General features: G+C 68.7%; 23 protein-coding genes and 2 pseudogenes. 14 read left to right on the top strand and 11 right to left on the bottom strand.

Features of this window, described 5'->3' with window-relative positions; genetic code table 11:
• Positions 1-51: 51 nt before the first annotated feature.
• Together ACFJIT_RS14235 and ACFJIT_RS14230 are read right to left on the bottom strand one after the other, a co-directional pair.
• Positions 52-315, bottom strand: a complete 264-nt coding sequence (locus tag ACFJIT_RS14235; RefSeq protein ID WP_165394625.1) for a hypothetical protein — start codon at positions 313-315, stop codon at positions 52-54.
• Between the two features lie 147 nt (positions 316-462).
• Positions 463-1,119 (bottom strand): arylesterase, encoded by a 657-nt coding sequence (locus ACFJIT_RS14230; RefSeq protein WP_379653986.1) that lies wholly within the window; start codon positions 1,117-1,119, stop codon positions 463-465.
• A 28-nt stretch (positions 1,120-1,147) separates the two neighbouring features.
• On the opposite strand from ACFJIT_RS14230, the gene ACFJIT_RS14225 reads away from it, so the two are divergent.
• The 8 genes from ACFJIT_RS14225 to ACFJIT_RS14190 all read left to right on the top strand — a co-directional run bounded on the left by ACFJIT_RS14225 (position 1,148) and on the right by ACFJIT_RS14190 (position 10,803).
• Positions 1,148-1,870: an ABC transporter ATP-binding protein gene (locus ACFJIT_RS14225; protein WP_130523811.1), complete on the top strand. Its 723-nt coding sequence runs from the start codon at positions 1,148-1,150 to the stop codon at positions 1,868-1,870.
• Complete coding sequence (locus ACFJIT_RS14220) at positions 1,867-4,374, top strand: ABC transporter permease (RefSeq protein WP_379653985.1); 2,508 nt, start codon at positions 1,867-1,869, stop codon at positions 4,372-4,374. The genes ACFJIT_RS14225 and ACFJIT_RS14220 overlap by 4 nt, the downstream gene beginning before the upstream one ends.
• Before the next feature lie 212 nt (positions 4,375-4,586).
• The gene (locus tag ACFJIT_RS14215; RefSeq protein WP_130530443.1) at positions 4,587-6,275 is read left to right on the top strand and encodes an AarF/ABC1/UbiB kinase family protein; all 1,689 of its coding nucleotides are present in this window, start codon (positions 4,587-4,589) and stop codon (positions 6,273-6,275) included.
• A gap of 469 nt (positions 6,276-6,744) precedes the next feature.
• A complete protein-coding gene (locus tag ACFJIT_RS14210; protein ID WP_379653984.1) occupies positions 6,745-7,185 on the top strand; it encodes an EF-hand domain-containing protein in 441 nt (146 codons plus the stop codon).
• Between the two features lie 268 nt (positions 7,186-7,453).
• Positions 7,454-8,494 (top strand): class I SAM-dependent methyltransferase, encoded by a 1,041-nt coding sequence (locus tag ACFJIT_RS14205; protein ID WP_379653983.1) that lies wholly within the window; start codon positions 7,454-7,456, stop codon positions 8,492-8,494.
• The gene (locus tag ACFJIT_RS14200) at positions 8,491-9,201 is read left to right on the top strand and encodes a pseudouridine synthase (RefSeq protein ID WP_379653982.1); all 711 of its coding nucleotides are present in this window, start codon (positions 8,491-8,493) and stop codon (positions 9,199-9,201) included. The genes ACFJIT_RS14205 and ACFJIT_RS14200 overlap by 4 nt, the downstream gene beginning before the upstream one ends.
• Positions 9,198-9,884, top strand: a complete 687-nt coding sequence (locus ACFJIT_RS14195) for an HAD family hydrolase (RefSeq protein WP_379653981.1) — start codon at positions 9,198-9,200, stop codon at positions 9,882-9,884. The genes ACFJIT_RS14200 and ACFJIT_RS14195 overlap by 4 nt, the downstream gene beginning before the upstream one ends.
• 100 nt (positions 9,885-9,984) lie before the next feature.
• Positions 9,985-10,803: a plasmid replication/partition related protein gene (locus tag ACFJIT_RS14190; RefSeq protein ID WP_379653980.1), complete on the top strand. Its 819-nt coding sequence runs from the start codon at positions 9,985-9,987 to the stop codon at positions 10,801-10,803.
• 18 nt (positions 10,804-10,821) lie between these two features.
• Here the strand turns inward: ACFJIT_RS14190 and ACFJIT_RS14185 are convergent, their stop codons facing one another.
• The 8 genes and pseudogenes from ACFJIT_RS14185 to otsB form a co-directional block, all read right to left on the bottom strand.
• Positions 10,822-11,625, bottom strand: a complete 804-nt coding sequence (locus ACFJIT_RS14185; RefSeq protein WP_379653979.1) for an SDR family oxidoreductase — start codon at positions 11,623-11,625, stop codon at positions 10,822-10,824.
• Positions 11,626-11,701: 76 nt separating this feature from the next.
• The gene (locus tag ACFJIT_RS14180) at positions 11,702-12,256 is read right to left on the bottom strand and encodes a DUF1415 domain-containing protein (RefSeq protein WP_379653978.1); all 555 of its coding nucleotides are present in this window, start codon (positions 12,254-12,256) and stop codon (positions 11,702-11,704) included.
• A 10-nt stretch (positions 12,257-12,266) separates the two neighbouring features.
• Complete coding sequence (locus tag ACFJIT_RS14175; RefSeq protein ID WP_340649231.1) at positions 12,267-12,749, bottom strand: YajQ family cyclic di-GMP-binding protein; 483 nt, start codon at positions 12,747-12,749, stop codon at positions 12,267-12,269.
• Positions 12,750-12,817: 68 nt separating this feature from the next.
• Positions 12,818-13,120 (bottom strand): hypothetical protein, encoded by a 303-nt coding sequence (locus ACFJIT_RS14170; protein ID WP_130515096.1) that lies wholly within the window; start codon positions 13,118-13,120, stop codon positions 12,818-12,820.
• 357 nt (positions 13,121-13,477) lie between these two features.
• Positions 13,478-14,157: pseudogene (locus tag ACFJIT_RS14165) on the bottom strand (OmpW family protein).
• Positions 14,158-14,976: 819 nt separating this feature from the next.
• Positions 14,977-16,344, bottom strand: a complete 1,368-nt coding sequence (gene otsA, locus ACFJIT_RS14160) for an alpha,alpha-trehalose-phosphate synthase (UDP-forming) (protein ID WP_379653977.1) — start codon at positions 16,342-16,344, stop codon at positions 14,977-14,979.
• Positions 16,341-18,121: pseudogene (locus tag ACFJIT_RS14155) on the bottom strand (glycoside hydrolase family 15 protein). Before ACFJIT_RS14155 ends, otsA begins: the two are co-directional and overlap by 4 nt.
• An 85-nt stretch (positions 18,122-18,206) precedes the next feature.
• A complete protein-coding gene (gene otsB, locus ACFJIT_RS14150; protein WP_379653976.1) occupies positions 18,207-18,959 on the bottom strand; it encodes a trehalose-phosphatase in 753 nt (250 codons plus the stop codon).
• A gap of 234 nt (positions 18,960-19,193) precedes the next feature.
• Between otsB and aceF the strand changes: the two genes are divergently transcribed.
• Positions 19,194-20,636 carry a dihydrolipoyllysine-residue acetyltransferase gene (gene aceF / locus ACFJIT_RS14145; RefSeq protein ID WP_379653975.1) on the top strand — a complete coding sequence of 481 codons (1,443 nt, stop codon included), beginning with the start codon at positions 19,194-19,196 and terminating at the stop codon, positions 20,634-20,636.
• A 15-nt stretch (positions 20,637-20,651) separates the two neighbouring features.
• Entirely contained in the window at positions 20,652-22,787 is a 2,136-nt protein-coding gene (gene lpdA / locus ACFJIT_RS14140; RefSeq protein ID WP_379653974.1) for a dihydrolipoyl dehydrogenase, read from the top strand.
• A 356-nt stretch (positions 22,788-23,143) separates the two neighbouring features.
• Here the strand turns inward: lpdA and ACFJIT_RS14135 are convergent, their stop codons facing one another.
• A complete protein-coding gene (locus tag ACFJIT_RS14135) occupies positions 23,144-23,971 on the bottom strand; it encodes a hypothetical protein (RefSeq protein ID WP_130515111.1) in 828 nt (275 codons plus the stop codon).
• A gap of 545 nt (positions 23,972-24,516) precedes the next feature.
• Here ACFJIT_RS14135 and ACFJIT_RS14130 point away from each other — a divergent pair.
• The 4 genes from ACFJIT_RS14130 to ACFJIT_RS14115 all read left to right on the top strand — a co-directional run bounded on the left by ACFJIT_RS14130 (position 24,517) and on the right by ACFJIT_RS14115 (position 26,631).
• Entirely contained in the window at positions 24,517-24,900 is a 384-nt protein-coding gene (locus ACFJIT_RS14130) for a hypothetical protein (protein WP_234852646.1), read from the top strand.
• Positions 24,897-25,721 (top strand): F0F1 ATP synthase subunit A, encoded by an 825-nt coding sequence (gene atpB / locus ACFJIT_RS14125; protein ID WP_379653973.1) that lies wholly within the window; start codon positions 24,897-24,899, stop codon positions 25,719-25,721. The genes ACFJIT_RS14130 and atpB overlap by 4 nt, the downstream gene beginning before the upstream one ends.
• Positions 25,722-25,785: 64 nt before the next feature.
• Positions 25,786-26,064 carry a F0F1 ATP synthase subunit C gene (gene atpE / locus ACFJIT_RS14120; protein ID WP_130515115.1) on the top strand — a complete coding sequence of 93 codons (279 nt, stop codon included), beginning with the start codon at positions 25,786-25,788 and terminating at the stop codon, positions 26,062-26,064.
• 96 nt (positions 26,065-26,160) lie between these two features.
• Entirely contained in the window at positions 26,161-26,631 is a 471-nt protein-coding gene (locus ACFJIT_RS14115; protein ID WP_130523792.1) for a F0F1 ATP synthase subunit B, read from the top strand.
• Positions 26,632-26,634: the final 3 nt, after the last annotated feature.

Below are 26,634 nucleotides of genomic sequence, written 5' to 3'. Positions count from 1 at the left end.
CGCCGGCCCTAACGAATCCGGGCGGGCAGGGGGGGCGCCCGGATCGCGGGCTTACTCGACCGGCTGGGGCGAGGCCTCGAAGCGCCGCGCGTAGCCGCGCTCCTCGGCGACCCGCTGGACTTCCTCGCTGGGCAGGTCAGGCGCGCCGTAAACCGCGTAGACCACCGCGTCGTCCGGGGCGTGCTTGCCGACCAGGTGCAGGCGGTAGCGGGGATGGCCGGTATGGCCGTTCTCGGGGTAGTGGACCGGCGGCTGTGGGCCATCCAGATCCATTTCGCTGTTGTCCACGACGCCACCGACAAACAGGGCACGCAACATGGGAACGCTCCGCTGGGGAAGTCGGTCCGATCATGGGTGGGGCGATGTTTCCCAGGCATGAAGCGGGCATTGGAGAAATGCGAAGACGGTCCCAGGGGCGCTGCAGCGACGCAGCCCCGTGCCGGGGTCCGGCACGGGCGAACCTTACTTCAGCAGCGGCGCCAGCGCCGGCCAGACGTGGTCGCGGATCGCCGGCTGCGCGGCCGCGGTGGGGTGCAGGTTGTCGGGCTGGAAGTTGGCCCGATCGCTGGCGATGGGCTCGAGGAAGAACGGCACGAAGGCCGTCTTATGTTGTTTAGCCAGCGCACTGAACGTGTCGGCGAACCCCTGCGTGTAGTCGCGGCCCAGGTTGGGCGGCATGCGCATGCCCAGCACCAGCACCTTGGCCCCGGCGCCCTGCGAGGCCCGGATCATCTTGTCCAGATTGGCCTTGGTCTGCGCCAGCGGCAGGCCGCGCAGGCCGTCGTTGGCGCCCAGTTCGATCACCACCACTGCCGGCTTGACCCGCTGCAGCTGGGCGCCGATGCGCGCCGCGCCGCCGGCGCTGGTCTCGCCGCTGACGCTGGCGTTGACCAGCGTCCAGCCGGGCGCCTCGCGGCTGAGCTTGACCGCGGTCAGCGGCACCCAACCCTCGCGCGGGCCCAGGCCGTAGCCGGCCGAGAGCGAGTCGCCCATCACCAGCACGGTCTTGCCGCCGGCAGGCGTTTGGGCCAACGCAGGTGGCATGAATGTCAGCACGCACAGCGCCAGCGCCCATTGCATGGCGCGCGCGATGGCCGCATAAGCTGAAGGCATCGTCATCTTTCCCGTTCCCGAAGACTTTCTCATCATGGCCGACGCCGCCTTGCCGCACGCTGACACCTCCCTCACTTCCCGGCGCATGCCGGTGCTGCAGGTCCAGGCGCTGGGCAAGCAGGTTCGACTACCCGGCAGCACGCTGACCATCCTCGACGCTGTGTCCTTCGAGATCGCTCCTGGCGATACGGTGGCCATCGTCGGCGCCTCGGGCTCGGGCAAGAGCACGCTGCTCTCGCTGCTGGCCGGGCTGGACGTGCCCAGCAGCGGCACGGTCACGCTCGACGGGGCGGTGCTCTCGGCGCTGGACGAGGACGGGCGGGCGAAGGTGCGCGGGGAGAAGGTGGGCTTCGTGTTCCAGAACTTCCAGCTGCTGCCCTCGCTGACCGCGCTGGAGAACGTGATGCTGCCGCTGGAGCTGCGCGGCGATGCCGATCCGCAGGCCCCGGCCGAACGCATCCTGGACGAGGTCGGCCTGTCCGGGCGCCTGGGCCACTACCCGCGCCAGCTGTCCGGCGGCGAGCAGCAGCGCGTGGCGCTGGCGCGCGCCTTCGTGACCCGGCCGGCGCTGCTGTTCGCCGACGAGCCCACCGGCAACCTGGACCAGCGCACCGGTCATGCCATCGAGGAACTGCTGTTCGCGCTCAACGCCCAGGCCGGCACCACGCTGGTGCTGGTCACCCACGATGAGGCGCTGGCCGCGCGCTGCACGCGCGTGCTGCGCCTGGACAACGGCGTGCTGGTGGCCGGCGCATGAACACCTTGCGCCTGGCCTGGCGCCAGCTGCGGCGCGACCTGGCCGCGGGCGAGATCCGCATCCTGCTGGCCGCGCTGGTGCTGGCGGTGGTGGCGGTGAGTTCGGTGGGCTTCGTCACCGACCGCGCCGGGCGTGCGCTGGCGATCGAGGCCAACCGCCTGCTCGGCGGCGATGTGGTGGTGCGCGGCGATGCGCCCATCGGCGGCACGATCCTGGAGGCGGCCAAGGCCAGCGGCCTGCGCAGCGCGCAGACCACCGAGCTCAACACCATGATCCGCGTCGGGCAGGGCGAGGATGCGCAGCTGCGGCTGGGCGACCTGCGCGCGCTGGGCGCGGGCTTTCCGCTGCGCGGCAGCTTCACCCTGGTCGATGCGGCCATGCCCGGCGAACACGCGGCCCGCGGCATCCCCGCGCGCGGCACGCTGTGGATGACCCGCGCCGGCGCCGACACGCTGGGTGCGAAGCTCGGCGATCGCGTCAGCCTGGGCGATGCGACGCTGACGCTGGTCGCGCTGGTGACCCAGGAGCCCGATGCCGCGCTGGATTACTTCAACGTCGCGCCCAAGGTCTTCCTCAATGCCGACGACCTGCCCGCTACCGGGCTGGTGCAGCTGGGCAGCCGCATCGGCTACCGGCTGGTGGTGGCCGGTGATGCCGGCGCGGTGGAGCGCTTCACCGCGACCGCGCGTGAGGCGCTGGGACGCGGCCAGCGCCTGGAGACCATCCAGGACGCGCGCCCGGAAGTGCGCTCGGCGCTGGATCGCGCCAGCCGCTTCCTCGGCCTGGCCGCGCTGGTCTCGGTGATCCTGGCGGCCGTGGCCGTGGCCATGGCCGCGCGCCGGCACAGCGAGCGGCACCTGTCCGGTGTGGCGGTCATGCGCTGCCTGGGCGCGCAGCAGTCGCGGCTGGTCGGCATCCACGTGGGCGAGCTGGTCCTGCTGGGGCTGATCGCCTGCACCGTCGGCGTGGCCATCGCCTTCGCCCTGCAGTGGGCGATCGGCGGCTGGCTGGCGCAGGCCTTGAAGGTGGCGATCCCGCCGGCGGGCTGGCTGCCGGTGCTGCGCGGCTACGGCGTCGGCCTGGTCGTGCTGCTGGCCTTCGGCGCGCCGCCGGTGCTGGCGCTGCGCCGGGTGCCGGCGCTGCGCGTGCTGCGTCGCGACCTGGACCCGACCGAACCCAGTGCCTGGCTGGTCGGGCTGGCCGGCCTGATCGGCCTGGGCGCGCTGCTGTGGTGGCAGGCCGGCTCGGCCACGCTGGGCCTGGCCATGCTGGCCGGCATCGCCGCCACGCTGGCGGTGCTGGCCGGGCTGGCGCTGCTGCTGATCCTGGCCGTGCGTCGCCTGCGTCGCCGCCTGCGCGGCGCACTGCGCTACGGACTGGCCAATGTCAGCCGCCGCGCCGGCACCAGCATCGCGCAGATCGCCGCCCTGGGCCTGGGGCTGATGGCCCTGCTGCTGCTGACCTTCGTGCGCACCGACCTGCTCAACCGCTGGCAGGTGGCGCTGCAGGCCGATGCGCCCAACCGCTTCATCATCAACGTGCAGGACGACCAGGTGCCATCGGTGTCCGAGTTCATCGCCCGCCAGGGCCTGGGCGCGCCGACGCTGTTCCCGATGGTGCGCGGCCGCCTGGTGACCCATAACGGCGAGGCGACCAGCGGCGCCCGCTACGCCGACGAGGAGGCGCGGCGCCGCGCCGAACGCGAGTTCAATCTCTCCACCGCGGCCACGCTGCGCGAGGACAACAAGGTGACCGCCGGCCGGTTCTGGGGCGCGGCGCCGACGTCGGGCACCGAGCTGTCGGTCGAGGAGGGCTTCGCCGAGCAGCTGGGCTGGAAGCTCGGCGACACGGTCAGCTTCGATATCGCCGGTCAGACACTGGAAGGCAGGATCACCAGCCTGCGCAAGGTGGACTGGGAGAGTTTCAAGCCCAACTTTTTCGTGCTGGTCTCGCCCGGCGTGCTGCAGGACTACGCGGCCAGCCACATCACCGCCGTGCGCGTGCCGCCCGACCATCCGCGCTTCACCGCGCAGCTGGTGCAGGCCTTCCCCAACCTGTCGGTGATCGACATCGACCAGGTGCTGACCCAGGTGCGCAGCACCGCCGACCAGGTCAGCACGGTGGTGCAGGTGGTGTTCTGGTTCTCGCTGGCCGCCGGCCTGCTGGTGCTGATGGCCGCGGTCAGCGCCAGCCAGGACGAGCGCCTGCTCGAGGGCGGGGTGATGCGCGTGCTCGGCGGCAGCCGGCGCCAGCTGCGCGCCGCGCAGGCCTCCGAGTTCGCCGCCATCGGCCTGCTCTCCGGCCTGGTGGCGGCCATCGCCGCCTCGGTGCTGTCCGGAGTGGTCGCGGTGCGGGTGTTCGACCTGCCGTGGCAGCCGAACTGGACGCTGGCCGTGGTCGGCGGCGCACTGGGCATGCTGGCCGCGCTGATCGCCGGCCTGATCGCCACGCGCAAGGTGCTCGACGCCCCGCCGTCGGTGACGCTGCGCGAGCTGCAGGGGTAGGGCCGCTCCCCCGTAGAGCGGAGCTTGCTCCGCTGGGGCCTTCCCACCAGCCGAACCAAGAGCAGCGGAGTCCCCAAGAGGGGATTGCCACAAGCTCCGCTCTACAGGCAGGCTGCGAGGTGATGCTCCCGCAGCGCGGCGCCGCCGCCCGTTCACCCTGCACCGACTGCCGTCTTCACACAATCGCGGACCTGTCTCAAGGCCTGGCCCGCATGACCGAACCATCCGCGTCCGCTCCCGGCGATCCGTCCGCCGCCCCGCACAGCGAGGGCGCGATGGAGCGGCGCAAGCAGATCATGAAGTTCCTGTTCCGGTACCGCCGGTCCGGTGTGTTCTCCGGCTTCTCGCAGGACTCGCTGCTGCAGGCCGCCACCGTCGACGACGGCACGCCGGACGAGTTCAGCCGCGACCTCGAGGCGCTGGGCCCGACCTTCATCAAGCTGGGCCAGATGCTGTCCACGCGCCCGGACATCGTGCCGCCGGCCTATGCAGTGGCGCTGGAGCGCATGCAGGAGGACGTCTCGCCGGTGCCGGCCGAGCAGATCCGCCTGGCGCTGGAGGCCGAGCTGGGCGTGCGCCTGAGCAAGATCTTCGAGGACTTCGATCCCGAGCCGCTGGGCACTGCCTCACTGGCGCAGGTGCACCGCGCCGTGCTGCGCGACGGCACGGTGGTGGCGGTGAAGGTGCAGAAGCCCGGCGTGGCCCAGCGCCTGCTGTCGGACCTGTCGATGCTGCGCTCGATCGCCGGCGCGGCCGACCGGCTGACCAAGGTCGGTCGCAACCTGCGCTTCTCCGACTGGCTGGAGGAGTTCGGCCGCACCCTGGTGGCCGAGCTGGACTATGTGGCCGAAGCGGAGAACCTGGAGCGCTTCGCCACCCACCTGAAGGATCACCCGGAGCTGCTGGTGCCGCGCCCGGTGTGGGACCTGACCCGCCGCCGCGTGCTGACCATGGAACTGGTGCAGGGCGTGCGCGTGGACCAGATCTCGCCCCTGCGCCGCACCGAGCATTCGATGCTGCCGCTGTCGGCGGCGCTGCTGCGCGGCTACATCGACCAGATCTTCGTCTACGGCGAGATCCACGCCGACCCGCATCCGGGCAACCTGCGCGTCACCCCGGACAACCGGCTGGCGATCTTCGACCTGGGCATGGTCGCCAACGTGCCGCCAGGCCAGCGCGAGACCCTGCTCAAGCTGCTGTTCGCCGCGGTCGACGGGCGCGGTGAGCAGGTCGCGCGCGAGATGCTGGCCCTGGGCACGCAGCTGGAGGACTTCGACGGCGAGCGCTTCAACCGCGAGATCGGCCAGCTGATCAGCCGCTACTCCGCGCACAGCGCCACCAGCTCCGAAGGCCGCGTGGTGCTGGACCTGGTGCGTATCGCGATGGCCTGCGGCCTGCGCACGCCGCCGGAGCTGTCGATGCTGGGCAAGGCCCTGCTGAACCTGGACACGGTGTGCCGCGCGCTGTCGCCCGAGCTGGATGCCAAGGCCGTGGTCGAAGGCCATCTGCAGCACGTCATGCGCGCCCGCCTGCGCCAGTCGTTCTCCTCGCCCAACATGGCCAGCGAGCTGATGGACCTGCAGACGCTGGCCCGCGAAGGCCCGCGCCGCGTGTCGGACATCCTGGGCCTGCTTTCGGAGAACAAGATGCAGGTGCGCATCTCCGGGCTGGAGGAATCGCACCTGATGGAGAGCCTGCAGAAGATCGCCAACCGCGTGGCCGCCGGCGTGGTCACCGCCGCGCTGATCCTGGCCTCGGCGCTGATGATGCGCATTCCCACTGCCAGCACGCTGTTCGGCTATCCCACCATCGCCCTGATCCTGTTCTTCATCGGCGCCGTGCTCGGTGCCAGCATCGTGATCAGCGCGCTGCTGGGGGATCGGAAGGTCAGGAGCCGGTAGCTTTAAAGGTTGCTGCGTCATCTCAGCCTTGGTAAGGTCCGCCCGGACGTAGGCGGCTTTTAGACGGTAATCGTCAGGCAAGGAGTGCTTATGAAACGTTGGATTTCCCTGATTGGCTTGCTGGCTGTTTCGTTCAGCTCTGCATCTCAGGTGCTGACCTATCGGTCTAACGATCCGTTTGTGTTTTGTCGTTACGGAATTAAAAACGCGGATCGCTGTTGGTGGCCCGTGCCTTCCTACGTCGGTCAGTTTGCGCTCAATCCTCTCTGTGACATTCCAAATCCCTACGGGAAGACGTGGACGAACGATGACACCGTGTCTTTCGGTGAGTATCTCGCGGTCTGTCCTATCGCCAGGGACAGCGGTACTTGGAAGGGGTCGGGCGATGGCACTGAAACGCCTACCCGACATTGACCATGCGCACTGATGTGAGCATGACAAGATCCAAGTTTCCCTGAAGGAGTGACAGATGAAAACAAAAGGACTTGCGGAAGGCTTACTCGTCCTTTCCGTGCTGGTTGCACTGCCAGCGCTCGCCGATGACCGAACTCAGCGGTTCAAAGCAGCCGATCTGAACGGGGACGGCTACATCGATGCGGCAGAGAACACCAAGTTCATTCTTTCGAGTTTCGCAAGGGTCGACTCGAACGGTGATGGCTTCCAGGACAAACAGGAAATATTCGAAGATCTCAGGAAGCGGATGGACGGCGTGCCCGAAGGAAAGGGCAAGCTTCCTCCTTCGATGATGCTGGTGGTCGACAACGCGATCAAGGTGAAGGATCGGGATGGCGATGGCCGCGTGTCTCTCGAGGAATACAAGCTGGACGCGGAAAGCCGCTTCAAGGAACTGGATGCGAACGGCGACGGCAAGCTTTCGCTCGATGAGATGTTGAACAGCGCCCGTAAGTAGGCCGCTTCCCCAGCGGTGGATTGATCCCTGGATCTCTGCTGCCTTTGATCGGTTCGTATTAGGTCCTTCGCCTCCATGAGAGGCCCGGACGCTTCTGGTTGTGAGATGAGAGGCTGACTGCGGCCGGGCCTCAGCCTCGGCCGAGCGCAATGAACGGTTAGGCCAAGTCGCCAAGGTGGGACGGCGGTAGTTCCAACGGCCTGCTTTCCGTCCCGACTGGCGTATTCGATCTAAAATGGCGCCCCGTCGAACTCCCGCCTGATCCGCCTTGGCGACCCCTGATCTTCCTCTCGAGGCCCTCGCGCATGCCCTGAGCGCGAACCGCCTCGCCGGCCAAGCCGGCCAGACCCTCTTCCTGCGCGCGCGCCCCGGCGCGGCCTTGCGCGGCCTTGGGCTGGCGCTGCGGTGTACGCAGACCTTCAAGCCGGTGTTCGACGCGCTGCAACGCGACGGGTTCGAGGTCGAGGCCGAAGACGCGCCCGTCGCATCGGCACCGCTGGTCCTGCTCCTGCCCCCGCGGCAGAAGGAAGAGACGCGCGCGCTGCTGGCGCAGGCGGTGCTGCGCTGCGCGCCCGGCGGGCGGGTGGTGGCGAGCGTGGCCAACGACGAGGGCGCCAAGTCCGTGGAGAAGGATCTGGCGCGTTTGACTGGACTGGGTGGGGCGCTGGCCAAGCACCATTGCCGCGTGTTCTGGAGTCCGCCGCTGGATGGCGCGCACGATGCGGCACTGCTGGCCGAATGGCAGCAGCTGGACCGGATCCGGCCGATTCTCGGCGGGCGGTTCCGCAGCCGCCCAGGCGTGTTCGCCTGGGACCGGATCGATCCGGCCTCGCAGCTGCTGGCCGATGCGCTGCCGGCCAACCTGCGCGGCAGCGCGGCCGATCTTGGGGCCGGCTGGGGCTTCCTTGCCGATGCGCTGCTGACGCGCTGCGCAGGCATCGCCGCGCTGGATCTGTTCGAGGCCGAGCAGCGCGCACTGGCGCTGGCCGAGCAGAACCTGATGTCGCACGCCCAGCGCGTGGCCCTGGGCTTCCACTGGCACGACGTGGCCGCCGGCCTGCCGAAGAAGTACGACGTCATCGTCAGCAATCCGCCGTTCCATGCGCTGGCGCGCGGCGAGCGGCCGGACATCGGCCGGCGCTTCATCGAGGTCGCGGCGTCCTCGCTGAACCGCGACGGCCAGCTCTGGCTGGTCGCCAACCGGCATCTGCCTTACGAAGCCGTGCTGGAGGCGCGCTTCGAACAAGTGCGCGTGGCCGCCGAGAGCGCGGGCTTCAAGGTCATCGCCGCCACCGGGGCGCGCGCATGAAGATCGTGCGCCATATCGCCAACCTCGGCTACGGCAGCCGCAAGCAGGTGCAGGCCCTGTTCCGCGAGGGTCGCATCACCGATGCGGCCGGCGAGGTGCTCTACACCGACGATCCGGTCGACCACGACGCGATCCGCATCGACGGGGAGCCGCTCGATCCCGCGCCGGGCCTGTGCGTGCTGCTGCACAAGCCGGTCGGCTACACCTGTTCGACCAAGGACGCCGGGCGCCTGGTCTACGACCTGTTGCCCACGCGCTGGCGCCAGCGCGATCCGGTGCTGTCCACGGTCGGGCGCCTGGACCGCCAGACCAGCGGCCTGTTGCTGCTCACCGACGACGGCGGCCTGCTGCACCGGATCATCTCGCCCAAGGCGCAGCTGCCGAAGGTCTACGAGGCCACGCTGGCGCGGGATCTGCGCGGCGATGAGGCGCAGACCTTCGCCAGCGGCACGCTGCTGCTGGAATCCGACCCCAAGCCGCTGCTGCCGGCCGAATTGGACGTCATCGCCCCGCGCCAGGTGCGCCTGACCCTGCACGAAGGCCGCTACCACCAGGTGCGGCGCATGTTCGCCGCGGTCGGCAACCACGTCGAGACGCTGCACCGCAGCCGCATCGGCGGGCTGGCGCTGGGCGATCTGCCCGAGGGCCAGTGGCGCGCGCTGGACGCGGCCGACCTCAACACCCTGTTCGCCGGAGCCAAGGCATGAAGGCCGACGTCGCCGCACTGTCCTTCCTGCCCGAGGCGGTGATCTTCGACATGGATGGACTGATGCTCGACAGCGAGCGCGCCTCGCTGCGCTGCTGGAGCCGCGCGGCGTGCGAGGCGGGCTTCGAGATCGAGGACGACTACTGGCTGCGCATGGTCGGGCACAGCACCGCCGCCTGCGAGGCGATCCTGCGCGAGCGCCTGGACGACGCCCAGATCGAAGCGCTGCTGGCGCGCTGTCATGTGCTGTACCACGAGGAAGTCGAAGCTGGGGTTCCACTGCGGCCCGGCATCGTGGCGCTGCTGCAATGGCTGCAGCAGCAGGGCATTCCGCGTGGCGTGGCGACCTCCACACGGCGGCCGCTGGCGCCGCGCAAGCTGGAGAACGCGGGGCTGCTGGACTACTTCGATGCGGTCACCGCCGGCAACGACGTGAGCCGGCCCAAGCCGGCCCCGGACATCTACCTGCTCGCCGCACAGCGCCTGGGCGCCGATCCCGCGCGCTGCCTGGCGCTGGAGGATTCGCCGGCCGGCGTCACCGCCGCGCTGGCCGCGGGCATGACGGTGATCCAGGTGCCCGATCTGGTGATGCCGGACGAGGCCTTGCGCGCGCGCGGCCATCGCATCGTGGCCTCGCTCACCGACGCCCAACGCCTGCTGGAAGCGCGCCTGGCCGACGGCTGACGCCACCCGCGAGGACGCACGCCAGGGCGCGCGCAAATGCAAGGGCGACGTGCGCGCTGCGGCTGCCTACAATGCCGCCCCCTCGCACACCCGGCAGTCCATGAACATCGTCGTCAGAGAAGACCTCAAGGCCTACATCGATCCGCTCACGCCCGACGAGTACGCCGCGCTGGAGCAGAGCCTGCTGGCCGAAGGCTGCCGCGACGCGCTGGTGCTGTGGGGCGAGGTGCTGGTCGATGGCCACAACCGCTACGGCATCTGCCAGAAGCACGGGCTGCCGTTCAACACCGTGCAGAACACACGCTTTACCTCGATGGAAGACGTGCATCTGTGGATGATCGACCAGCACCTGGGCCGGCGCAGCGTGTCGGATTTCCAGCGCGGCGTGCTGGCGCTGCGCCGGCGCGACATCCTGCTCGAACGCTCGCGCCAGGCCGCGCCCGCGCCCGCGCCGGCGGCGCCGGAGCCCGCCGGCGAAGGCGATGCCGGGGCTCCGCCGTGGGACACCAGCGCGCCGGCCTCCGCCGCGCCGGTGGTGACCTCGGCGATGCTGCCCACGCGCGAGGAACTGGCCCGCGCCGCCAAGCTCAGCAACCGCCAGGTCGCGGCGATCGAAAAGATCCAGAAGCAGGCCACCCCCGAAGTCATCGCCGCGGTACGCGCGGGCGAGCTGTCGATCAACGCCGCCGCCGTGGTCGCCACCTTGCCGGCGCAGGAGCAGCAGGCTGCCGCGCAGGGCGGCGCGCAGGAGCTCAAGGAGGCCGCCAAGCGCGTGCGCGACGCCAAGAAGCGTCCCAAGTCCGCGGCCAAGCCGGTCGAGGCCCTGGAGCTGCCGCAGCTGCGCACGCGCCTGGCGCAGCTGCAGGAAGAGATCGCAGCCGTGGAAGCGCGGATCGCCGAACTGGAAGCCGCCGCCTGACGCAGGCGGCGCGCCACTTCAGGCGTACTGCATCTTGCACGTCATCCCACCGTCGACGATGAACTCCTGTCCGGTGACGAAGCCGGACAGCGTCGGCGCAAGCAACTGCACGGCCAGCGCGCCGATGTCTTCCGGCGTGCCGACGCGCCCGGCCGGGTGCTGGGCGTGATCGGCCTTGGAAAGCTTGGGCGTGCGTCGGCGTGAGGGGCCGCGCCAGGCCTCGGTGGCGATCCAGCCGGGGCTGATCGCGTTGACCCGCACGCGCGGGCCTTCGCTCAGGGCCAACGCATGGGTGAAGGCGACCAGCCCGCCCTTGGCGGCGGCATAGGCCTCGCTGTGCGGCTCGGATTGGTGCGCGCGAGTCGAGGCGATGTTGACGATGGCGCCCTCGCCGTGGGCGCGCAGCGCCGGCAGCGCATGCCGGCTGCACAGGAAGGCGCCGTGCAGGCTGGCCAGGCGCCGATTCCATTGCGCCAGGTCCAGCGTGTCCAGCGGCGGCACGTGCGGATCGGGCGGGCCGGCGTTATTGACCAGCCCGTCCAGGCGGCCGAAGCGCTTCAGGGCCGCGGCGACGAAGGCGGCCACACTGTGCTCGCTCGCCACGTCCAGGCGCTTGAAGAAGGCGTCCTCCCCGCGTGTCCATTCGGCCAGGCAGGCCTTGCCCGCGTCGGCATCCAGGTCGCCGATCGCCACGCGCCCGCCGGCGCCCAGCACGGCCTGCGCGATCCCGCGCCCGATGCCTTGCGCACCACCGGAGATCATCACGACGCGGCCGGCCAGCGGCGCGGGGTTCCAGGGCGTGATCGGCGGTGTCAGCGACATGGCGGTGTTCCGGTGGCGATGGCGCCACAGTGTCCTCGCCCCCGCATCTGCGGGGCGTGTGCGTTCCGCGATGCGCTCAGTCGTCCAGCAGGCGCCGCCAGCCTTCCACGCCGAGTTCGTCGAGGGTGGCGATGTTGCGCTCCACGATCACGTCCGGATCGGGAAAGGCCGCCACGGCGCGCTCGACGCTGTCCTCGCGCAGCAGGTGCAGCGTCGGCCAGGGGGAGCGGTTGGTGTAGTTGGACACATCGTCCGGCGCGGCGCCGGCGAACTGGTAATCCGGGTGGAAGCTGGCCACCTGCAGGATCCCCTGCAGGTCCAGCTGCTCAACGGCCATGTCGGCGTTGTCGAGGAAGTCGTTGTAGTCCAGGAAGTCGGTCAGCACGTCCGGGTGCACGATCAGCGTGGTGTCGATGACCTCGGCCGGGGTCTCCCGCAGCAGCACCAGCTCTTCCATCAGCTGCTCCAGCAGCGCCTCGGGCGTGGTGGCGTCACTCAGCACCATGCGCACCTGCTGCTTGACGTAGACGGCCTTGGCGAACGGGCACAGGTTCAGACCGATCACCGCGCGCTCGAGCCAGCGGCGGGTGTCGGCGAGCGGGTCGTGCAGGGCAGCGTGCTGGTCGGACATGCGTGGCGGGCTAGTCGCGGAAGTTGTCGAACTGCAGCGGCTGCTCGAACTCATGCTGCTTCAGCAGCGCGATGGTCTCCTGCAGGTCGTCGCGCTTCTTGCCGTTGACGCGCAGCTTGTCGCCGTTGATCTGGGTGTCGACCTTGATCTTGGATTCCTTGATCTTCGCCGCGATCTGCTTGGCCAGCTTCTGCTCGATGCCCTGCTTGACGGTGATCTTCTGGCGCGCGCCGGCCAGGTTGGTCTCCACCTCGCCGAACTCCAGGCAGCGCGCGTCGATGCCGCGGGCGATCAGGCGCGCGCGCAGGATGTCTTCCATCTGCTTGAGCTGGAAATCGCTCGGCGCCGACTGGTTGATCGTGTTGTCTTCCAACACGAACTTGGCGTCCACGCCCTTGAAGTCGAAGCGGTTGGACAGTTCGCGGTTGGCCTGATCCACCGCATTGGTCAGTTCGTGGGAATTGACCTCGGAGACGACGTCGAAGGAGGGCATGGCGCACCTGGCGCGAAAAATGAAGGCGCAAAGGGTAGCGCAGCGCGGCGGCGCCGTCAGGGCCGGATTCAGTACGGCTCGTCTTCCTCGTTGAGGACCTCGATCACCGCGCCGGTGACGAAGGCCACGCGTTCGGCGACCTCGCGCACGCGGCGCACGCCCTCGTCGTTGGGCGCCTCGACTTCGATCACCGAGTAGCTACCTGCCATGTCGTCGCTCAGGCCGGCCGAGCTGGAGTCGTCGTCGTCGCCGTGCGGCATCAGGTCCTCGATCTCCTCGATGTGCTCGATGCCTTCGATCGACTCCAGCGCATCGGTCAGCTGCAGGGTGGACGCGTCATCGCCGGTCACGCGCAGGCGCAGGGTGGGCATGGGGTTCTCCAGATGGTTCGTTACCGCAGGATGCTGACCACGCTTGCGCGAAGGCGCGGTGAGTACCAGGGACTTCGCGCACATCGAGGTTCTTCTCCCGAGCGACGGACTGCGGGCTGTGAGGGTTTCTTGGCTTCGGAGGCGCTGCGGTCCGGCGGGCCGCAGTGTCGGACGTCGGGTACAAGGCTTCGTTTCGAATGAAGTCCTGATCGATTCGTCGTGGGGCTTCAGACCGCAGGGGCGCGGCCGGTTGTCGAAGCGCGTTTACTGGCACGACACCTTGTCTAAACCCAAAAAAAAAGCGGCGGCCCCTGAGGGCCGCCGCCTTGTCGGTCGCGATGTCACCGACGCCTTGGATCAGAAGCGGGCGCCGATACCGAAGCCGACCGTCCACGGGTTCAGATCCAGCGACGCGCCGCTGCTCTTGCCATTGACGGTGAGATCCGGCGAACCGTCGAGGTAACGCGCGTCGAAGCGGGCGAACCAGGTCGGGTTGATGTTCATGTCCACGCCGACGGTGCCGATAGCGCCCTTGGCGTCTTCGATGCCCACGTGCGAGCCCGGGACGCTACCCAGCTTCTCGTTGCTGAAGTTGGACTCGTAGTAGCCCACGCCCACGAACGGACGGAACACCTGTCCGGAGTGCCGAAGTGGTACTGCGCGCTCAGCGCGAGCGGCATCTGCTCGACGCTGCCGATCTTGCCCTGGTCGTCGGTGACGTCATGCTTGAACTTGCCCGCGGCGCCCCACAGCTCGACGGCGATGTTGGGGGTAGCGTAGAAGCTGGCGCTCAGCGTCGGGGCGGTGGCGCCATCGACGTCGAGGGTGGTGCCCTTCAGCGGACGCGAGGACGGCTGCAGCATCGTGGCGCTGCCGACCACGGCCCAGCGCTTGAACGCTGCGTCAGCGTCGCCGCCGGTGGTGCTGTTGGTGGCCACGCCATGCGGCGTGGAATCGTTGACGGCTTCCTGCGCAAAGACCGGCGGGGCGGCGAGCAGCGGCACCAGGGCCAGGCCAACCAAACGGATCGACTTCATGGGGACTTCCTCTTCGTTCTTGTCTTGTGGGGCCCGCTCACTGGCGGGACGGCGCACACCGTAGGCGCGGCCAAATGAACGATTCCCTGCACGGCATGCGTGGTTCAGGCTCCTGCACAGCAACGCTTCATCTTGTTGGATGCGCGTGCAGGCGCAGCGCTAGGCGTGGTGTAGAAAAACGTTAAATCGCGGCGGTTTTCTTCACGCGCGGACGATGTGGTTTTGAACGGCGGCGTTCAGCCTGGGTGACGGTTTTGGCAACGATTTGCGCAAGCTCGGGCGCGTTCATCGTCGCCTCGACGGCTGCTGGCGGCTACCGCCGACGTTGGGATAGCCCGCTAGAACTGTCGTTGCGATCACACCGTCGTTCCCGCGAAAGCGGGAACCCAGGGACTTTGGCGCTCTTGCTTGAGGTGCATAGGTGGCCGCCTCTGCGGGAACGACAAGGAATGCATCGCCGCTGGTGCTTGATCGGGAAAGCCCCGACCCCTCCCCCTCAGTCGCTAGCCGCGACTTCGAGCTCCCCTGCGCTGCGCGCAGGGGAGGGGGCGGGTGGTCGCGAGCGTTCTGCGCACCGGCCAGGCCGCGAAATCGGCACCGAGCGCCGAAGTCCCAGTTCAGGAGGTCCGCCCCCTCCCTTTCGCCGAAGGCGAAGGGGAGGGCTGAGGAGGGGTGCTCTTGCTTCTGGCTTTAGATCACCGGGAGCGCTTGAGGCCGGAAGCGCCGACGCCCCTTCCTGCCGTCAGACAGCCGGCGCGCCGACCTGAGCAACAGCGCCGCAACACCACGCCCACGCCCGACCCAGCCCCACAAAGCCCCTCACCCCTGCTCCAGCGCCTCCAGATAGCGCTGCCGCCACTCGGAAATATCGTGTTTCTGCAGGTGCGCGAACATCGCCCGCCAGCGCTCGATGCGCTGGGCCTTGGGCATCGCCGCGGCCGTGGCGATCGCGTCGGCCACGCCGTCCAGGTCGTGCGGGTTGACGATCAGCGCCTGGCTCAGTTCGTCGGCCGCGCCGGCCAGGATCGACAGCACCAGCACGCCGGGATCCTCGGGATCCTGGGCGGCCACGTATTCCTTGGCGACCAGGTTCATGCCGTCGCGCAGCGGGGTGACCAGGCCGACCCGGGCCATGCGGTAGAAGCCGGTCAGCGTGGCGTGGGTGTAATTCTGGTTGACGTAGCGGATCGGGGTCCAGTCAGCCTCGGCATAGGTGCCGTTGACGTGGCCGGCGATCTGCTCGAGCTGGCCGCGCAGCAGGCGGTACTCGGCGACCTCGCCGCGCGAGACCGGCGCGATCTGCAGGAAGGTCAGGCTGCCGCGCTGGGCCTTGTGCCGCTGCAGGTAACGCTCGAACCCGTTGAAGCGCTCGGGCAGGCCCTTGGAGTAGTCCAGCCGGTCCACGCCGATGGCCAGCTCGCGCCCGCGCAGGCTCTCGCGCAGCGCGCGCACCGGCGCCTTGTTGGCCGCGGCGCGGGCCTGCTGGGCGATCAGCCCGGTATCGATGCTGATCGGGAAGTCGCCGGTGCGCACGCGACGCCCGTCCGGCGCCTCGATCAGGTCCGGGCCGAGCACCTTGCCGCCGGCGAACAGGCGCACATAGGCCTGGTAGCGCTCCACGTCGCGCCGGGTGTGGAAGCCGATCAGGTCGTAGGCGTAGAGCGTGCTGAAGATGCGCTGGTGATCGGGCAGGGCCACGATCAGGTCGGCCGAGGGCATCGGGGTGTGCAGGAAGAAGCCGATCCTGCAGCCCACGCCGCGCTCGCGCAGCAGCGAGGCCAGCGGGATCAGGTGGTAGTCGTGGATCCAGACCGTGTCGCTGTCCTTCAGCAGCGGCGCCAGCTTGTCGGCGAACAGCGCGTTGACGCGCGCATAGCCCTCGCGCTTGCTGCGGTCGTAGTCGACCAGATCCAGGCGGAAGTGCAGCAGCGGCCACAGCGAACCGTTGGCGAAGCCGGTGTAGTACGCGTCGTGGTCGGCACGGTCCAGGTCCATGGTGACGAAGGTGATGTCGCCCTCGCGCTGCTCGTGCAGCCTGCCGCTGGGCTCGCGCGTGACCTTGCCGCTCCAGCCGAACCACATGCCGCCGCGCTCGGTCAGTGCCGCGCGCAGGCCCGTGGCCAGGCCGCCGGTCTGCGGCTGGCCGGGCAGGGCGACGCGGTTGGAGACGACGACCAGCCGGCTCATGAGGCCTCCTGCCAGGAGCGCGACAGGCGCATGGCCGCGGTGATCAGGCCCACGTGCGAATAGGTCTGCGGGAAGTTGCCCAGGCCTCGCCGTCGTCGAAGGTCAGATCCTCCGACAGCAGGCCGACGTGGTTGCGGCGCGCCAGGATGCGCTCGAACATCGCCCGCGCCTCGTCCTTGCGGCCCATCGCCGCCAGCGCGTCGATGTACCAGAAGGTGCAGATGGTGAAGCTGGTCTCCGGCTCGCCGAAGTCGTCCGGCGCCACATAGCGGAACAGCGCGTCGCCCTTCTTCAGCGTGCGGCCGATGGCCTCGACGGTGCCGACGAACTTCGGATCGTCGGCCGCGATGAAGCCCACATCGGCCAGCAGCAGCAGCGAGGCGTCCAGATAGTCGCTCTCGAACGAGGCGCTGAACCAGCCCAGGTCCTCGCGCCAGGCGCGTTCCAGCGTGGTGGCGCGGATGGTGTCGGCGCGCGCGCGCCAGTGCGCGGCGCGTTCGGGCAGCTCCAGGCGTTCGGCGATCTTGGCCAGGCGATCGCAGGCGGCCCAGCACATCACGCTGGTGTAGGTATGCACCTCGGCGCGGCCGCGGAATTCCCACAGGCCCGCGTCGGGCACGTCGTACAGGGCGAAGGCGCGCTCGCCCAGCGGTTCGAGCCGCTCGAAGGTGTGCCGGTCGCCCGGATCGACCAGGCGCTGGTCGAAGAACAGCTGGGTCGAGGCCAGCACCACCGAGCCATACACGTCGTGCTGCTTCTGGATCCAGGCCAGGTTGCCGCGCCGCACCGGGCCCATGCCGCGATAGCCGGCCAGGCTGGGCACCTCGTGCTCGTGCAGCTCGACTTCGAAGTTGATGCCGTACATCGGCTGCAGCGTGCCGTCGTGGGTGGCGATGTTGAAGATGTAGCCGAGGAACTGCTCCATCGTGCGCGTGGCGCCCAATCGGTTGAGCGCGCGCACCACGAAGCCGGCATCGCGCAGCCAGCAATAGCGGTAGTCCCAGTTGCGCGGCGTGTCCGGCGCCTCGGGGATGGAGGTGGTCATCGCCGCGATGATGCCGCCGCTGTCCTCGTACTGGCACAGCTTCAGCGTGATGGCGCTGCGGATCACCGCGTCCTGCCAGTCCAGTGGGATGGACAGATAGCGCACCCACTCGGCCCAGTAGTGATGGGTGTTCTCCTGCGCCTCGCGCACGTAGCCGGGCAGCGAGCGGCGCAGCGATTCGTCCGCGCCCAGCACCAGGTGCACCGGGTGGTTGAGGACGAAGGCGGTCTCCTCGCGGATGAAGCGCACCGGCACATCGGTGGTCAGGCGCAGGGTGAACTCGGGCAGCAGCCAGCGCACGTGGTTGCTGCCCCAGGTCGACTCGGGCTTGCGCGCGCCCCAGTCAGCCAGCGGCCGGGCGCGCACGCGGATGCGCGGGTTGCCGGTGAGCGGGCGGATCTGGCGGATGATGCTGACCGGCCGGTAGAAGCGCTGGTTCTCGCGCCAGCGCGGGGCGAAGTCGATGATCTCCAGCGCGTTGCCGTGCGCATCGCGCAGCACGGTGCGCAGGATCGCGGTATTGGTCAGGTAGTGCTGCTCGCTGGAGGCCAGGTCCTCCAGCTCCACCGCGAAGTCGCCGCCGACCTGGTCCTTGGGGCCCAGCAGCGCGCAGAACGCCGGGTCGCCGTCGAAGGCGGGCATGCAGCTCCAGACCACGCGGCCCTGCTTGTCGATCAAGGCGCCAAAGCTGCCATTGCCGATCACGCCCATGTCCAGGTTGGGTTGTCGCATGCGGGCTCCGTGGGGATGTTGCGAAGGTGGGAGGAGAAAACGCGCGTGTTGCAGGCTTGCGATCAAGTCCGATCCGGAAGGCCCGTCACGCGTCCTGCAGGCTGGCCTGCAGCCAGGCATGCACGGCGGCCACATCGGGCAGCGCGTACATCGCATGGCTGTTGGCGCGGCGGCCGACCAGCACGCTCCAGCCGCCGGCGCTGTTGGCGGCCTCGAAACCGTACTCGTCGGTCAGATCGTCGCCGACGAAGACCGGGGTGCGCCCGGCGAACGGTGGCTGTTCGAGCAGCCTACGCACTGCGCGGCCCTTGTCCACATCGCTGGGCACCAGTTCCAGCACATGGTCGCCCGGCTGCAGGCGATAACCGGTCAGCTGCGGCAGGTGCCGGGCGGCCAGGTCGCGCAGCGGCTCGGCCGCGCGCGGCGCGGCGCGCCAGTGCAGGGCGATGTTGCTGCCCTTGTCCTCCACCAGCACGCCCGGATAGCGGTGCGAGAGCACCGTGGCCTCGCGGCGCAGCGCCGCCAGGGCTTCGGCCGGGACGGTGCGCGGGACCTGCGGGGCGCCGCGCAGCTCCTGCCCGTGCATGCCGGCCGCCGGCAGCGTGAGTGGCGCGAACACCAGGTCCAGCGCCTTCAGGGGGCGGCCGCTGACCACCGCCAGCGCGCCGTCCAACTGTGCGGCCAGGCGCGTGATGGTGTCCAGGCCGCCCTCCGGCAGGCGAACGGAGGTGGGATCGTCCTGGAAGTCCAGCAGCGTGCCATCCACGTCCAGGAACAGCGCGCAGTGGTCGCCCAGCGCGGGCGGGGCGGGGAAACGGTTGGGGGCAGTGGGGGCCATGGGGTGGCGCGATCGGCGGGGCGTCTTCAGCGTGCAAACGTCGGACGGCATTGTTCTCAACACGGGGTGAACGGGCGGTGTTGGGCGCGGGTCAGGGCGAAATTGGGTGGATAGGACGATATTTCGTCAAGGCCTGACAGAATTTCGGCTACGACCATCCGCCAAGGTTGGCGCGACGCATCGCAGACGTACAATGCCCGGCCCGTCCCACCCAATCCTTCGGAGTTCCCCAAGATGGCTCAAGCCCAGGAAGCGCGCGTCCCCGATATCGGCGACTACAGCGACGTGCCCGTGATCGAGGTGCTGGTGTCCGTCGGGGACACCGTGCAGAAGGATCAGGGGTTGATCACCCTGGAGTCGGACAAGGCCACCCTGGAAGTTCCGGCCGCCTTCGGCGGTGTGGTCAAGGAACTCAAGGTCAAGGTCGGCGACACGCTCTCGGAGGGGTCGGTCGTGGCCCTGATCGAGCCGGCCGGCGAGGGCGACGCGCCCAAGGCCGAGGCCAAGCCGGCCGAGGCGCCCAAGGCGGCGCCGTCGCCAGCCAAGCCGGCCGAGCCCGATGCGCCGGTCGAGCCGGTCGACACCGCCGGCTCGACGCCGGACAAGCTGACCCAGCGCGAGATCGCCCAGGCGCAGTCGCGCACCGCCTCCGGCGCCACCGCAGGCCAGGCAGAGCCGCCGTCGCCGCCGACCAGCACCCCGCCGGTCAGCTTCGACGCCTCGCGCGTGATGCCCGACAAGGTGCCGCACGCCAGCCCGGCGGTGCGCCTGTTCGCCCGCGAGCTGGGCGTGGACCTGAACCAGGTCAAGGGCAGTGCGCGCAAGGGACGCATCACCCGCGAGGACGTGCAGGGCTTCGTCAAGCAGGCGCTGTCCGGCGGCGGCGCTGGCGCCCCGGCCGCCGCGCCGGTGGCCGCCGGTGGCGGCAATGGCCTGAGCCTGCTGCCCTGGCCGAAGGTGGACTTCGCCAAGTTCGGCGAGATCGAGGTCAAGCCGCTCTCGCGCATCCAGAAGATCTCCGGCGCCAACCTGGCGCGCAACTGGGCCATGATCCCGCACGTCACCCAGTTCGACTCGGCCGACATCACCGATCTGGAAGACCTGCGCGTGACGCTCAACAAGGAGGCGGAGAAGTCCAAGTCCGGCGTCAAGCTGACCATGCTGGCCTTCCTGATCAAGGCCAGCGCCGCGCTGTTGAAGAAGTACCCGACCTTCAACGCCTCGCTCGATGCCACCGGCGAGAACCTGACGCTGAAGAAGTATTTCCACATCGGCTTCGCCGCCGACACGCCCAACGGGCTGGTCGTGCCGGTGATCCGCGACGTGGACAAGAAGGGCGTCAACGACATCGCCACCGAGACCGGCGAGCTGGCCAAGAAGGCGCGCGAGGGCAAGCTCGGCCCGGCCGACATGACCGGCGGCTGCTTCTCGATCTCCTCGCTGGGCGGCATCGGCGGCACGGCGTTCACGCCGATCGTCAATGCGCCGGAGGTGGCCATCCTGGGCGTGTCCAAGTCGGCCATCCAGCCGGTGTGGGATGGCAAGGCGTTCCAGCCGCGGCTGATGCTGCCGCTGTCGCTGAGCTACGACCACCGCGTGATCGACGGCGCGCTGGCCGCGCGCTTCACCGCTGATCTGGCCAAGGTGCTCGGCGACATGCGCCGGGTCCTGCTGTAACCGGAGGCTGCGCGCATGGCGAACACCATTGAAGTGAAGGTGCCGGACATCGGCGATTTCTCCGATGTGCCGGTGATCGAAGTGCTGGTCTCGGTCGGCGACACCGTGACCAAGGAGCAGGGCCTGGCCACGCTGGAATCGGACAAGGCCACGCTGGAAGTGCCGTCCTCGGCCGACGGCGTGGTGAAGGAGATCAAGATCAAGGTCGGCGACAAGGTCTCGCAGGGCAGCCTGGTCGTGGTGCTGGAAGCCGCGGGCGAAGCCGCCGCGGCGCCGGCTCCCGCCGCGCCCCAGCCGGCCGCGCCGGCTAAGGCAGAAGCGCCCAAGGCCGAGAAGGTCGAGCCCAAGCCCGAAGCCGCCGCGCCCGCGCCGGCCGCCGGCCCCATCGAAGTGAAGGTGCCCGACATCGGCGACTTCTCCGACGTGCCGGTGATCGAGGTGCTGGTCGCGGTCGGCGACACCGTGGCCAAGGAGCAGGGCCTGCTGACCCTGGAATCGGACAAGGCCACGCTGGAAGTGCCGTCCTCGGCCGCCGGCAAGGTCAAGGAGATCAAGGTCAAGGTCGGCGACAAGGTCAACCAGGGCGACCTGGTCGTGGTGCTCGAAGGCGAGGCCGCGGCCGCGCCTTCGCCGGCCCCGCGCGCCGCGCCGGTCAGCGCCTCGCCCGCCAAGCCCGAGGGCGTCCAGGCGCCAAAGGCCGCGGCCGGCACCGGCCGCAAGGCCGACATCGAATGCCGCATCGTGGTGCTGGGCTCCGGCCCCGGCGGCTATACCGCCGCGTTCCGCGCCGCGGACCTGGGCCTGGATACGGTGCTGATCGAGCGCTACGCCAGCCTGGGCGGCGTGTGCCTCAACGTCGGCTGCATCCCGTCCAAGGCGCTGCTGCATTCGGCCAACGTCATCGACGAGGCCGCCCATGCCGAGGAGTGCGGCATCGAGTTCGCCGCGCCCAAGATCCACCTGGACAAGCTGCGCAGCTACAAGGAAAAGGTCGTCGGTACCCTGACCAAGGGTCTGGCCGGCATGGCCAAGCAGCGCAAGGTGCGCGTGGTCCAGGGCGTGGGCACGTTCGTGTCGGCCAACGAGATCGAGATCGTCGGCAGCGACGGCAAGACCCAGCTGCTGCGCTTCGAGCAATGCATCATCGCCGCGGGCAGCCAGGCGGTGAAGCTGCCCAACTTCCCGTGGGACGACCCGCGCGTGATGGACTCCACCGACGCGCTGGAACTGGCCGAAGTGCCCAAGTCCCTGCTCGTGGTCGGCGGCGGCATCATCGGCCTGGAAATGGCCACCGTGTACAGCGCCCTGGGCAGCCAGGTGACCGTGGTCGAGTTCATGGACCAGCTGATGCCCGGCGCCGACAAGGACCTGGTCAAGCCGCTGGCCGACCGCCTGAAGAAGCAGGGCGTCGTGGTGCATCTCAAGACCAAGGCCGCCGGCGTCAAGGCCGAGAAGAAGGGCATCACCGTGACCTTCGAATCGGCCACCGAGGGCGCCAAGCCCGATCTGGAATCCGGCACCTGGGACCGCGTGCTGGTGGCCGTGGGCCGCGCGCCCAACGGCAAGAAGATCGGCGCGGACAAGGCCGGCGTGCAGGTCACCGACCGCGGCTTCATCCCGGTCGATCCGCAGATGCGCACCAACGTGCCGCACATCTTCGCCATCGGCGACATCGTCGGGAACCCGATGCTGGCCCACAAGGCCACGCACGAGGGCAAGCTGGCGGCCGAAGTCGCCTCGGGCGAGAAGAAGGAGTGGGTGGCCCGCGTGATCCCGTCGGTGGCCTATACCAACCCGGAGATCGCCTGGGTCGGCGTCACCGAAACCGAGGCCAAGGCCAAGGGGCTCAAGGTCGGCGCGGCCAAGTTCCCGTGGGCGGCCAGCGGCCGCGCCATCGGCATCGGCCGCACCGAGGGCTTCACCAAGCTGATCTTCGACGAGGAGACGCACCGCATCGTCGGCGGCGGCATCGTCGGCGTGCATGCCGGCGATCTGCTGGCCGAGATCGGTCTGGCGATCGAGATGGGCGCCGAGGCCGAGGACATCGGCCACACCATCCACGCCCACCCGACCTTGAGCGAGTCGGTCGGCATGGCGGCCGAGGTCTACGACGGCACCATCACCGACCTGTACATCCCGAAGAAGAAGTAAGCGGATTCCGTCGCTCCCGCGATCGCGGGAGCGCGGGTCTGCGACGCTTCGCGCGAAAGTCCCTGGATGACCAGACATTCGTCTGTTGTGGAGCGATTCCCGCCTTCGCGGGAATGACGATAGAAGTTTTGTCGGCAGTTCGAGGCTCCGCGCGAAGTTGACCAAAAGAAAAGCCCCGGCACGCCGGGGCTTTTTTGTGTCGCGAACCAAGCCTTTCAGCAAGCCCCGCCCACGCTCCGGCAGGAGAGCCCCCTTGAGTCAAGGGGGCGCGCCGAAGGCGCGGGGATGTGGGGACTGATAAGCCGGGGCCCGAAGTTTGCGCAGCAAACTTTGGGGTTCTAACGCGCATTCGCGCGTTAGAACGCAAACGTCAGACCCACCGTCGGGCCTTTGAACTCCAGGTCCAGACCGGCGCGACCGGTGATGTCGCCGGAGGTGTAGGGCTCGCTGTAGTTGATCTTGAACCAGTCGTAGCCGGCGAACACGCCGAAGTTCTGGGTGAACTTGTACTCGACCGTGGCGTTGGCGCGCTTGATCTTGCCGTCGTAGTCGAAGTTGCCCCAGTTCGCGTCCAGGTACTGGCCCTGCACGTTGATCAGCCAGCGATCGCCCGGGGTGGCGGTGAAGCGCACGCCGACCACGGGGGCGACGCCGTCTTCCTTCCAGGTTTCGCGGTAGCGGCCCAGCGTGCCGGCGTCGGCGGTGGCCTTGGCATCCAGCTTGGCCCACTCGGCGCCCAGCTCCAGGCCCATCGAGAACTTGTCGGTCTCCACCACCGAGAAGTCGTAGATCAGGCTGGCCAGCTGGAAGCGCGAATCCAGCTTGACGAAGCTGCCGCTCGGCACGGTGTTGCCCTGGTAGGAGATGTCCTCGGACAGGGTCTGCTTGTTGTCCTTCTGATAGCGGAAGTAGTCGAAGATCAGACGGTTGCGGTTGCTGATGTGCCACACGCCATCCACGCGCGGCGACACCTCGGCGCTGCCGAAGTCGAAATCGCGCTTGCCGCTCACGCTCTGGCCGAAGCCCTCGGCGCTGCCGCGCAGGGTGGCGTCGCCGTCGGCGTTCATGGCGCCCACGCGCAGGGTGAAGGTGTCGTTGTTCTCCTGCGCGCTGGCCGGGGCCGCGACGGCGCCCAGCAGCGCGAGGGACAGGCCTGCCAGGGCCAGGGACGGGATGGCTTTCATGGGGGGCTCTCTCTACGGATCGGATGTAATGCCGGTGACGCCCGGCTCAGGTGCGCACACGCTGCACGCGGCCCGGTGCACGTCCGGTGAAGAAATGAGACTCCAAGATTCATTCATGCGGACGGCGTGTGACGACCCGCCGCCGGCCTGGACGCGGCGTCCATGTGCCAGCGGCTACGCGTGCGCAGGCCTGGCATCGCTTCGGCGCCATGGGCTCGCACGGTGCGCAACAAAAGAGCCCCGGCGCGCGCGCCGGGGCTCGGGAAGGTCTGCGACAGAGCATCGACGAGGAAGTGGGTCGCAGACCTCGCATGCCCTTGACCGGCGCCAATGAGGAAAAGTTCCCCAGCCAACCTGGCACGCGCGTGACGCACTGCGGAAACGCTTTCAGCCAAGCCCGCACACGCACATGAGCGAACCGACAGCTTTTCTCAGGCAAATCAGACTTTTGAAGGTTGTCGCGAAAATCGCCGCGCTGCTATACTTTGGCGGCTTGACGGGGCCACTCGCACTCACCGTCTCTCGCACCCCACAAGGCCAACGACGTGCTGAACTCCGTAAACACGGGTCGGCAACTGGCACAGCGGGCGATAGCCTGGCAGGCTGCCGCCGCCGTGTTGGTCGCGCTGGCCTGGCTGGCGCACTCGCCGCAGCACGCCCTCGGGGCGCTGTATGGGGGGCTTGGCTTCACCGCCGGATCCTGGGCTGCCGCGAAAGTGGCGCTGGGCGGCGGGATCGCCCCGGCCGGCGTCGCCTTCGCGCGACTGCTGATGGGGGTGGCGGCGAAGTGGGTGGTGGTACTGCTGGTGCTGGTGGCGGGTCTGGCCGGATTTCGGTTGCCAGGCCTGGCGCTGATCACCGGCCTTGTAGGGGCCGCACTGGGCATGGTGCTGGCCAATCTGATCCAACGCAAAGGTGTCGCCACGTGAGTGAAGCCAACAATTCGGGCGGTCTGACCGAATACATCACCCATCACCTGGGTCACAACGCTGGCCAGGCGCTGGGCGGGATGTTCCATTTCGACAGCTGGCTGATCGCGCTGACGCTGGGCCTGATTTTTGTGGCCTGGTTCGCGTTCTTCGCCCGCCGTGCCACCGCCGGGGTGCCGACCAAGGGTCAGGCCTTCGTCGAGCTGGTGATGGAATTCGTCGACGGCCAGGTCAAGGACACCTTCCACGGCAACCGCAACTCGGTGACGCCGCTGGCGCTGACCATCTTCATGTGGGTGGTCTTCATGAACACGATGGACCTGATCCCGCTGGATCTGCCGTCGTTCCTGATCACCCACACCGCGGGCGCCGAGGCGGCGCACCACACCTATTTCCGCATGGTGCCTACCGCCGACCTGAACACCACGCTGGCGCTGTCGGTGACCGTGTTCTTCATCCTGATCGGCCATGCGCTGGCGGCCAAGGGCGGCTTCGGCTTCGGCAAGGAGCTGCTGACCGCGCCGTTCCATGCGCACGGCATCGGCGCGATCATCCTGGCGCCGGTCAACCTGGCCATGAACATCATCGAGTGGCTGGTCAAGCCGATCTCGCTGGCCATGCGGTTGTTCGGCAACATGTACGGTGGAGAGCTGGTGTTCATGCTCATCGCCGGCCTGATGAGCGGCTGGGTGACCTTCCTGCCGGGCGTGATCGCCAACGCGGCCTGGGGCATCTTCCATATCCTGATCATCCTGCTGCAGGCCTTCATCTTCATGATCCTCACCGTTGTCTACATCGCCGGTGCTCGTGAAGGCCACTAAAGCCGCTTCGACCGTTTTTCGCTTCACCCTTTCGTACTAACCAACCAATCGCTGGAGAGTTTTCATGGAATTCATCGCACACCTGCAGGGCATGACCGCCATCGCCATCGGCCTCATCATCGGCCTGGGTGCCCTGGGTGCCTGCCTGGGCATCGCCATCATGGGTTCCAAGTTCCTGGAATCGGCCGCCCGTCAGCCGGAGCTGATCCCGGTGCTGCAGGGCCGCATGTTCCTGCTGGCCGGCCTGATCGACGCCGCCTTCATCATCGGCCTGGCCATCGCGCTGTACTTCGGTATCGCCAACCCGCTGCTCACCGCTGTGCTGAACGCGCAGGGCGGCTAATCAGCCGTCGTCGCGATCCGCATTCGCGGATCGCCAGGTAACGCTCGCCATGCGGTCAGCGCATGGCGGGTTGAACGAACCCGTCGAGGACACGTCATGAACGTCAACATGACCTTCTTCGGCCAGATGCTTTCCTTCGTGATCCTGATTGTGTTCACGATGAAGTTCATCTGGCCGCCGCTGAATGCGGCGCTTGAAGAACGGCAGAAGAAGATCGCCGAAGGCCTGGCCGCTGCAGACCGCAGCCAGAAGGACCTGGCGCAGGCGCAGGAGAAGGCCAACGAGGCCCTCAAGGACGCCCGCGTCAAGGCCAACGAGATCATCGACCAGGCCCACGCCCGCGCCAACCAGATCGTCGAGGCCGCCCGCAACGAGGCGATCACCGAGGCGAACCGGCAGAAGGAACTGGCCCAGGAAGAGATCGCCGCCGCCGCCAACCGCGCCCGCGAGGAGCTGCGCAAGCAGGTCTCCGTGCTGGCCGTGAGCGGCGCCGAGAAGCTGCTGCACCGCGAGATCGATCCGGCCGCCCACAAGGCGCTGCTGGACGAACTGGCTGCGCAGATCTAAGGC

This window comes from Pseudoxanthomonas sp. UC19_8 (genome assembly GCF_042700505.1).
GTDB classification, from domain to species: Bacteria; Pseudomonadota; Gammaproteobacteria; order Xanthomonadales; family Xanthomonadaceae; genus Pseudoxanthomonas_A; species Pseudoxanthomonas_A winnipegensis.
Note: the sequence above shows the minus strand (reverse complement) of the source record. Positions and strands in the feature narration are given on the sequence as shown.

What these genes read in the sequence shown, in the direction of transcription:
- atpE (WP_130515115.1), top strand. Translation starts at nt 25,786, where the DNA reads ATGGAATTCATCGCACACCTGCAGGGCATGACCGCCATCGCCATCGGC.
- ACFJIT_RS14220 (WP_379653985.1), top strand. Translation starts at nt 1,867, where the DNA reads ATGAACACCTTGCGCCTGGCCTGGCGCCAGCTGCGGCGCGACCTGGCC.
- ACFJIT_RS14180 (WP_379653978.1), bottom strand. Translation starts at nt 12,256, where the DNA reads ATGTCCGACCAGCACGCTGCCCTGCACGACCCGCTCGCCGACACCCGC.
- ACFJIT_RS14200 (WP_379653982.1), top strand. Translation starts at nt 8,491, where the DNA reads ATGAAGATCGTGCGCCATATCGCCAACCTCGGCTACGGCAGCCGCAAG.
- ACFJIT_RS14210 (WP_379653984.1), top strand. Translation starts at nt 6,745, where the DNA reads ATGAAAACAAAAGGACTTGCGGAAGGCTTACTCGTCCTTTCCGTGCTG.
- lpdA (WP_379653974.1), top strand. Translation starts at nt 20,652, where the DNA reads ATGGCGAACACCATTGAAGTGAAGGTGCCGGACATCGGCGATTTCTCC.
- otsA (WP_379653977.1), bottom strand. Translation starts at nt 16,344, where the DNA reads ATGAGCCGGCTGGTCGTCGTCTCCAACCGCGTCGCCCTGCCCGGCCAG.
- ACFJIT_RS14230 (WP_379653986.1), bottom strand. Translation starts at nt 1,119, where the DNA reads ATGACGATGCCTTCAGCTTATGCGGCCATCGCGCGCGCCATGCAATGG.
- ACFJIT_RS14170 (WP_130515096.1), bottom strand. Translation starts at nt 13,120, where the DNA reads ATGCCCACCCTGCGCCTGCGCGTGACCGGCGATGACGCGTCCACCCTG.
- ACFJIT_RS14185 (WP_379653979.1), bottom strand. Translation starts at nt 11,625, where the DNA reads ATGTCGCTGACACCGCCGATCACGCCCTGGAACCCCGCGCCGCTGGCC.
- ACFJIT_RS14190 (WP_379653980.1), top strand. Translation starts at nt 9,985, where the DNA reads ATGAACATCGTCGTCAGAGAAGACCTCAAGGCCTACATCGATCCGCTC.
- ACFJIT_RS14215 (WP_130530443.1), top strand. Translation starts at nt 4,587, where the DNA reads ATGACCGAACCATCCGCGTCCGCTCCCGGCGATCCGTCCGCCGCCCCG.
- ACFJIT_RS14225 (WP_130523811.1), top strand. Translation starts at nt 1,148, where the DNA reads ATGGCCGACGCCGCCTTGCCGCACGCTGACACCTCCCTCACTTCCCGG.
- otsB (WP_379653976.1), bottom strand. Translation starts at nt 18,959, where the DNA reads ATGGCCCCCACTGCCCCCAACCGTTTCCCCGCCCCGCCCGCGCTGGGC.
- ACFJIT_RS14115 (WP_130523792.1), top strand. Translation starts at nt 26,161, where the DNA reads ATGAACGTCAACATGACCTTCTTCGGCCAGATGCTTTCCTTCGTGATC.
- ACFJIT_RS14175 (WP_340649231.1), bottom strand. Translation starts at nt 12,749, where the DNA reads ATGCCCTCCTTCGACGTCGTCTCCGAGGTCAATTCCCACGAACTGACC.
- ACFJIT_RS14135 (WP_130515111.1), bottom strand. Translation starts at nt 23,971, where the DNA reads ATGAAAGCCATCCCGTCCCTGGCCCTGGCAGGCCTGTCCCTCGCGCTG.
- ACFJIT_RS14195 (WP_379653981.1), top strand. Translation starts at nt 9,198, where the DNA reads ATGAAGGCCGACGTCGCCGCACTGTCCTTCCTGCCCGAGGCGGTGATC.
- aceF (WP_379653975.1), top strand. Translation starts at nt 19,194, where the DNA reads ATGGCTCAAGCCCAGGAAGCGCGCGTCCCCGATATCGGCGACTACAGC.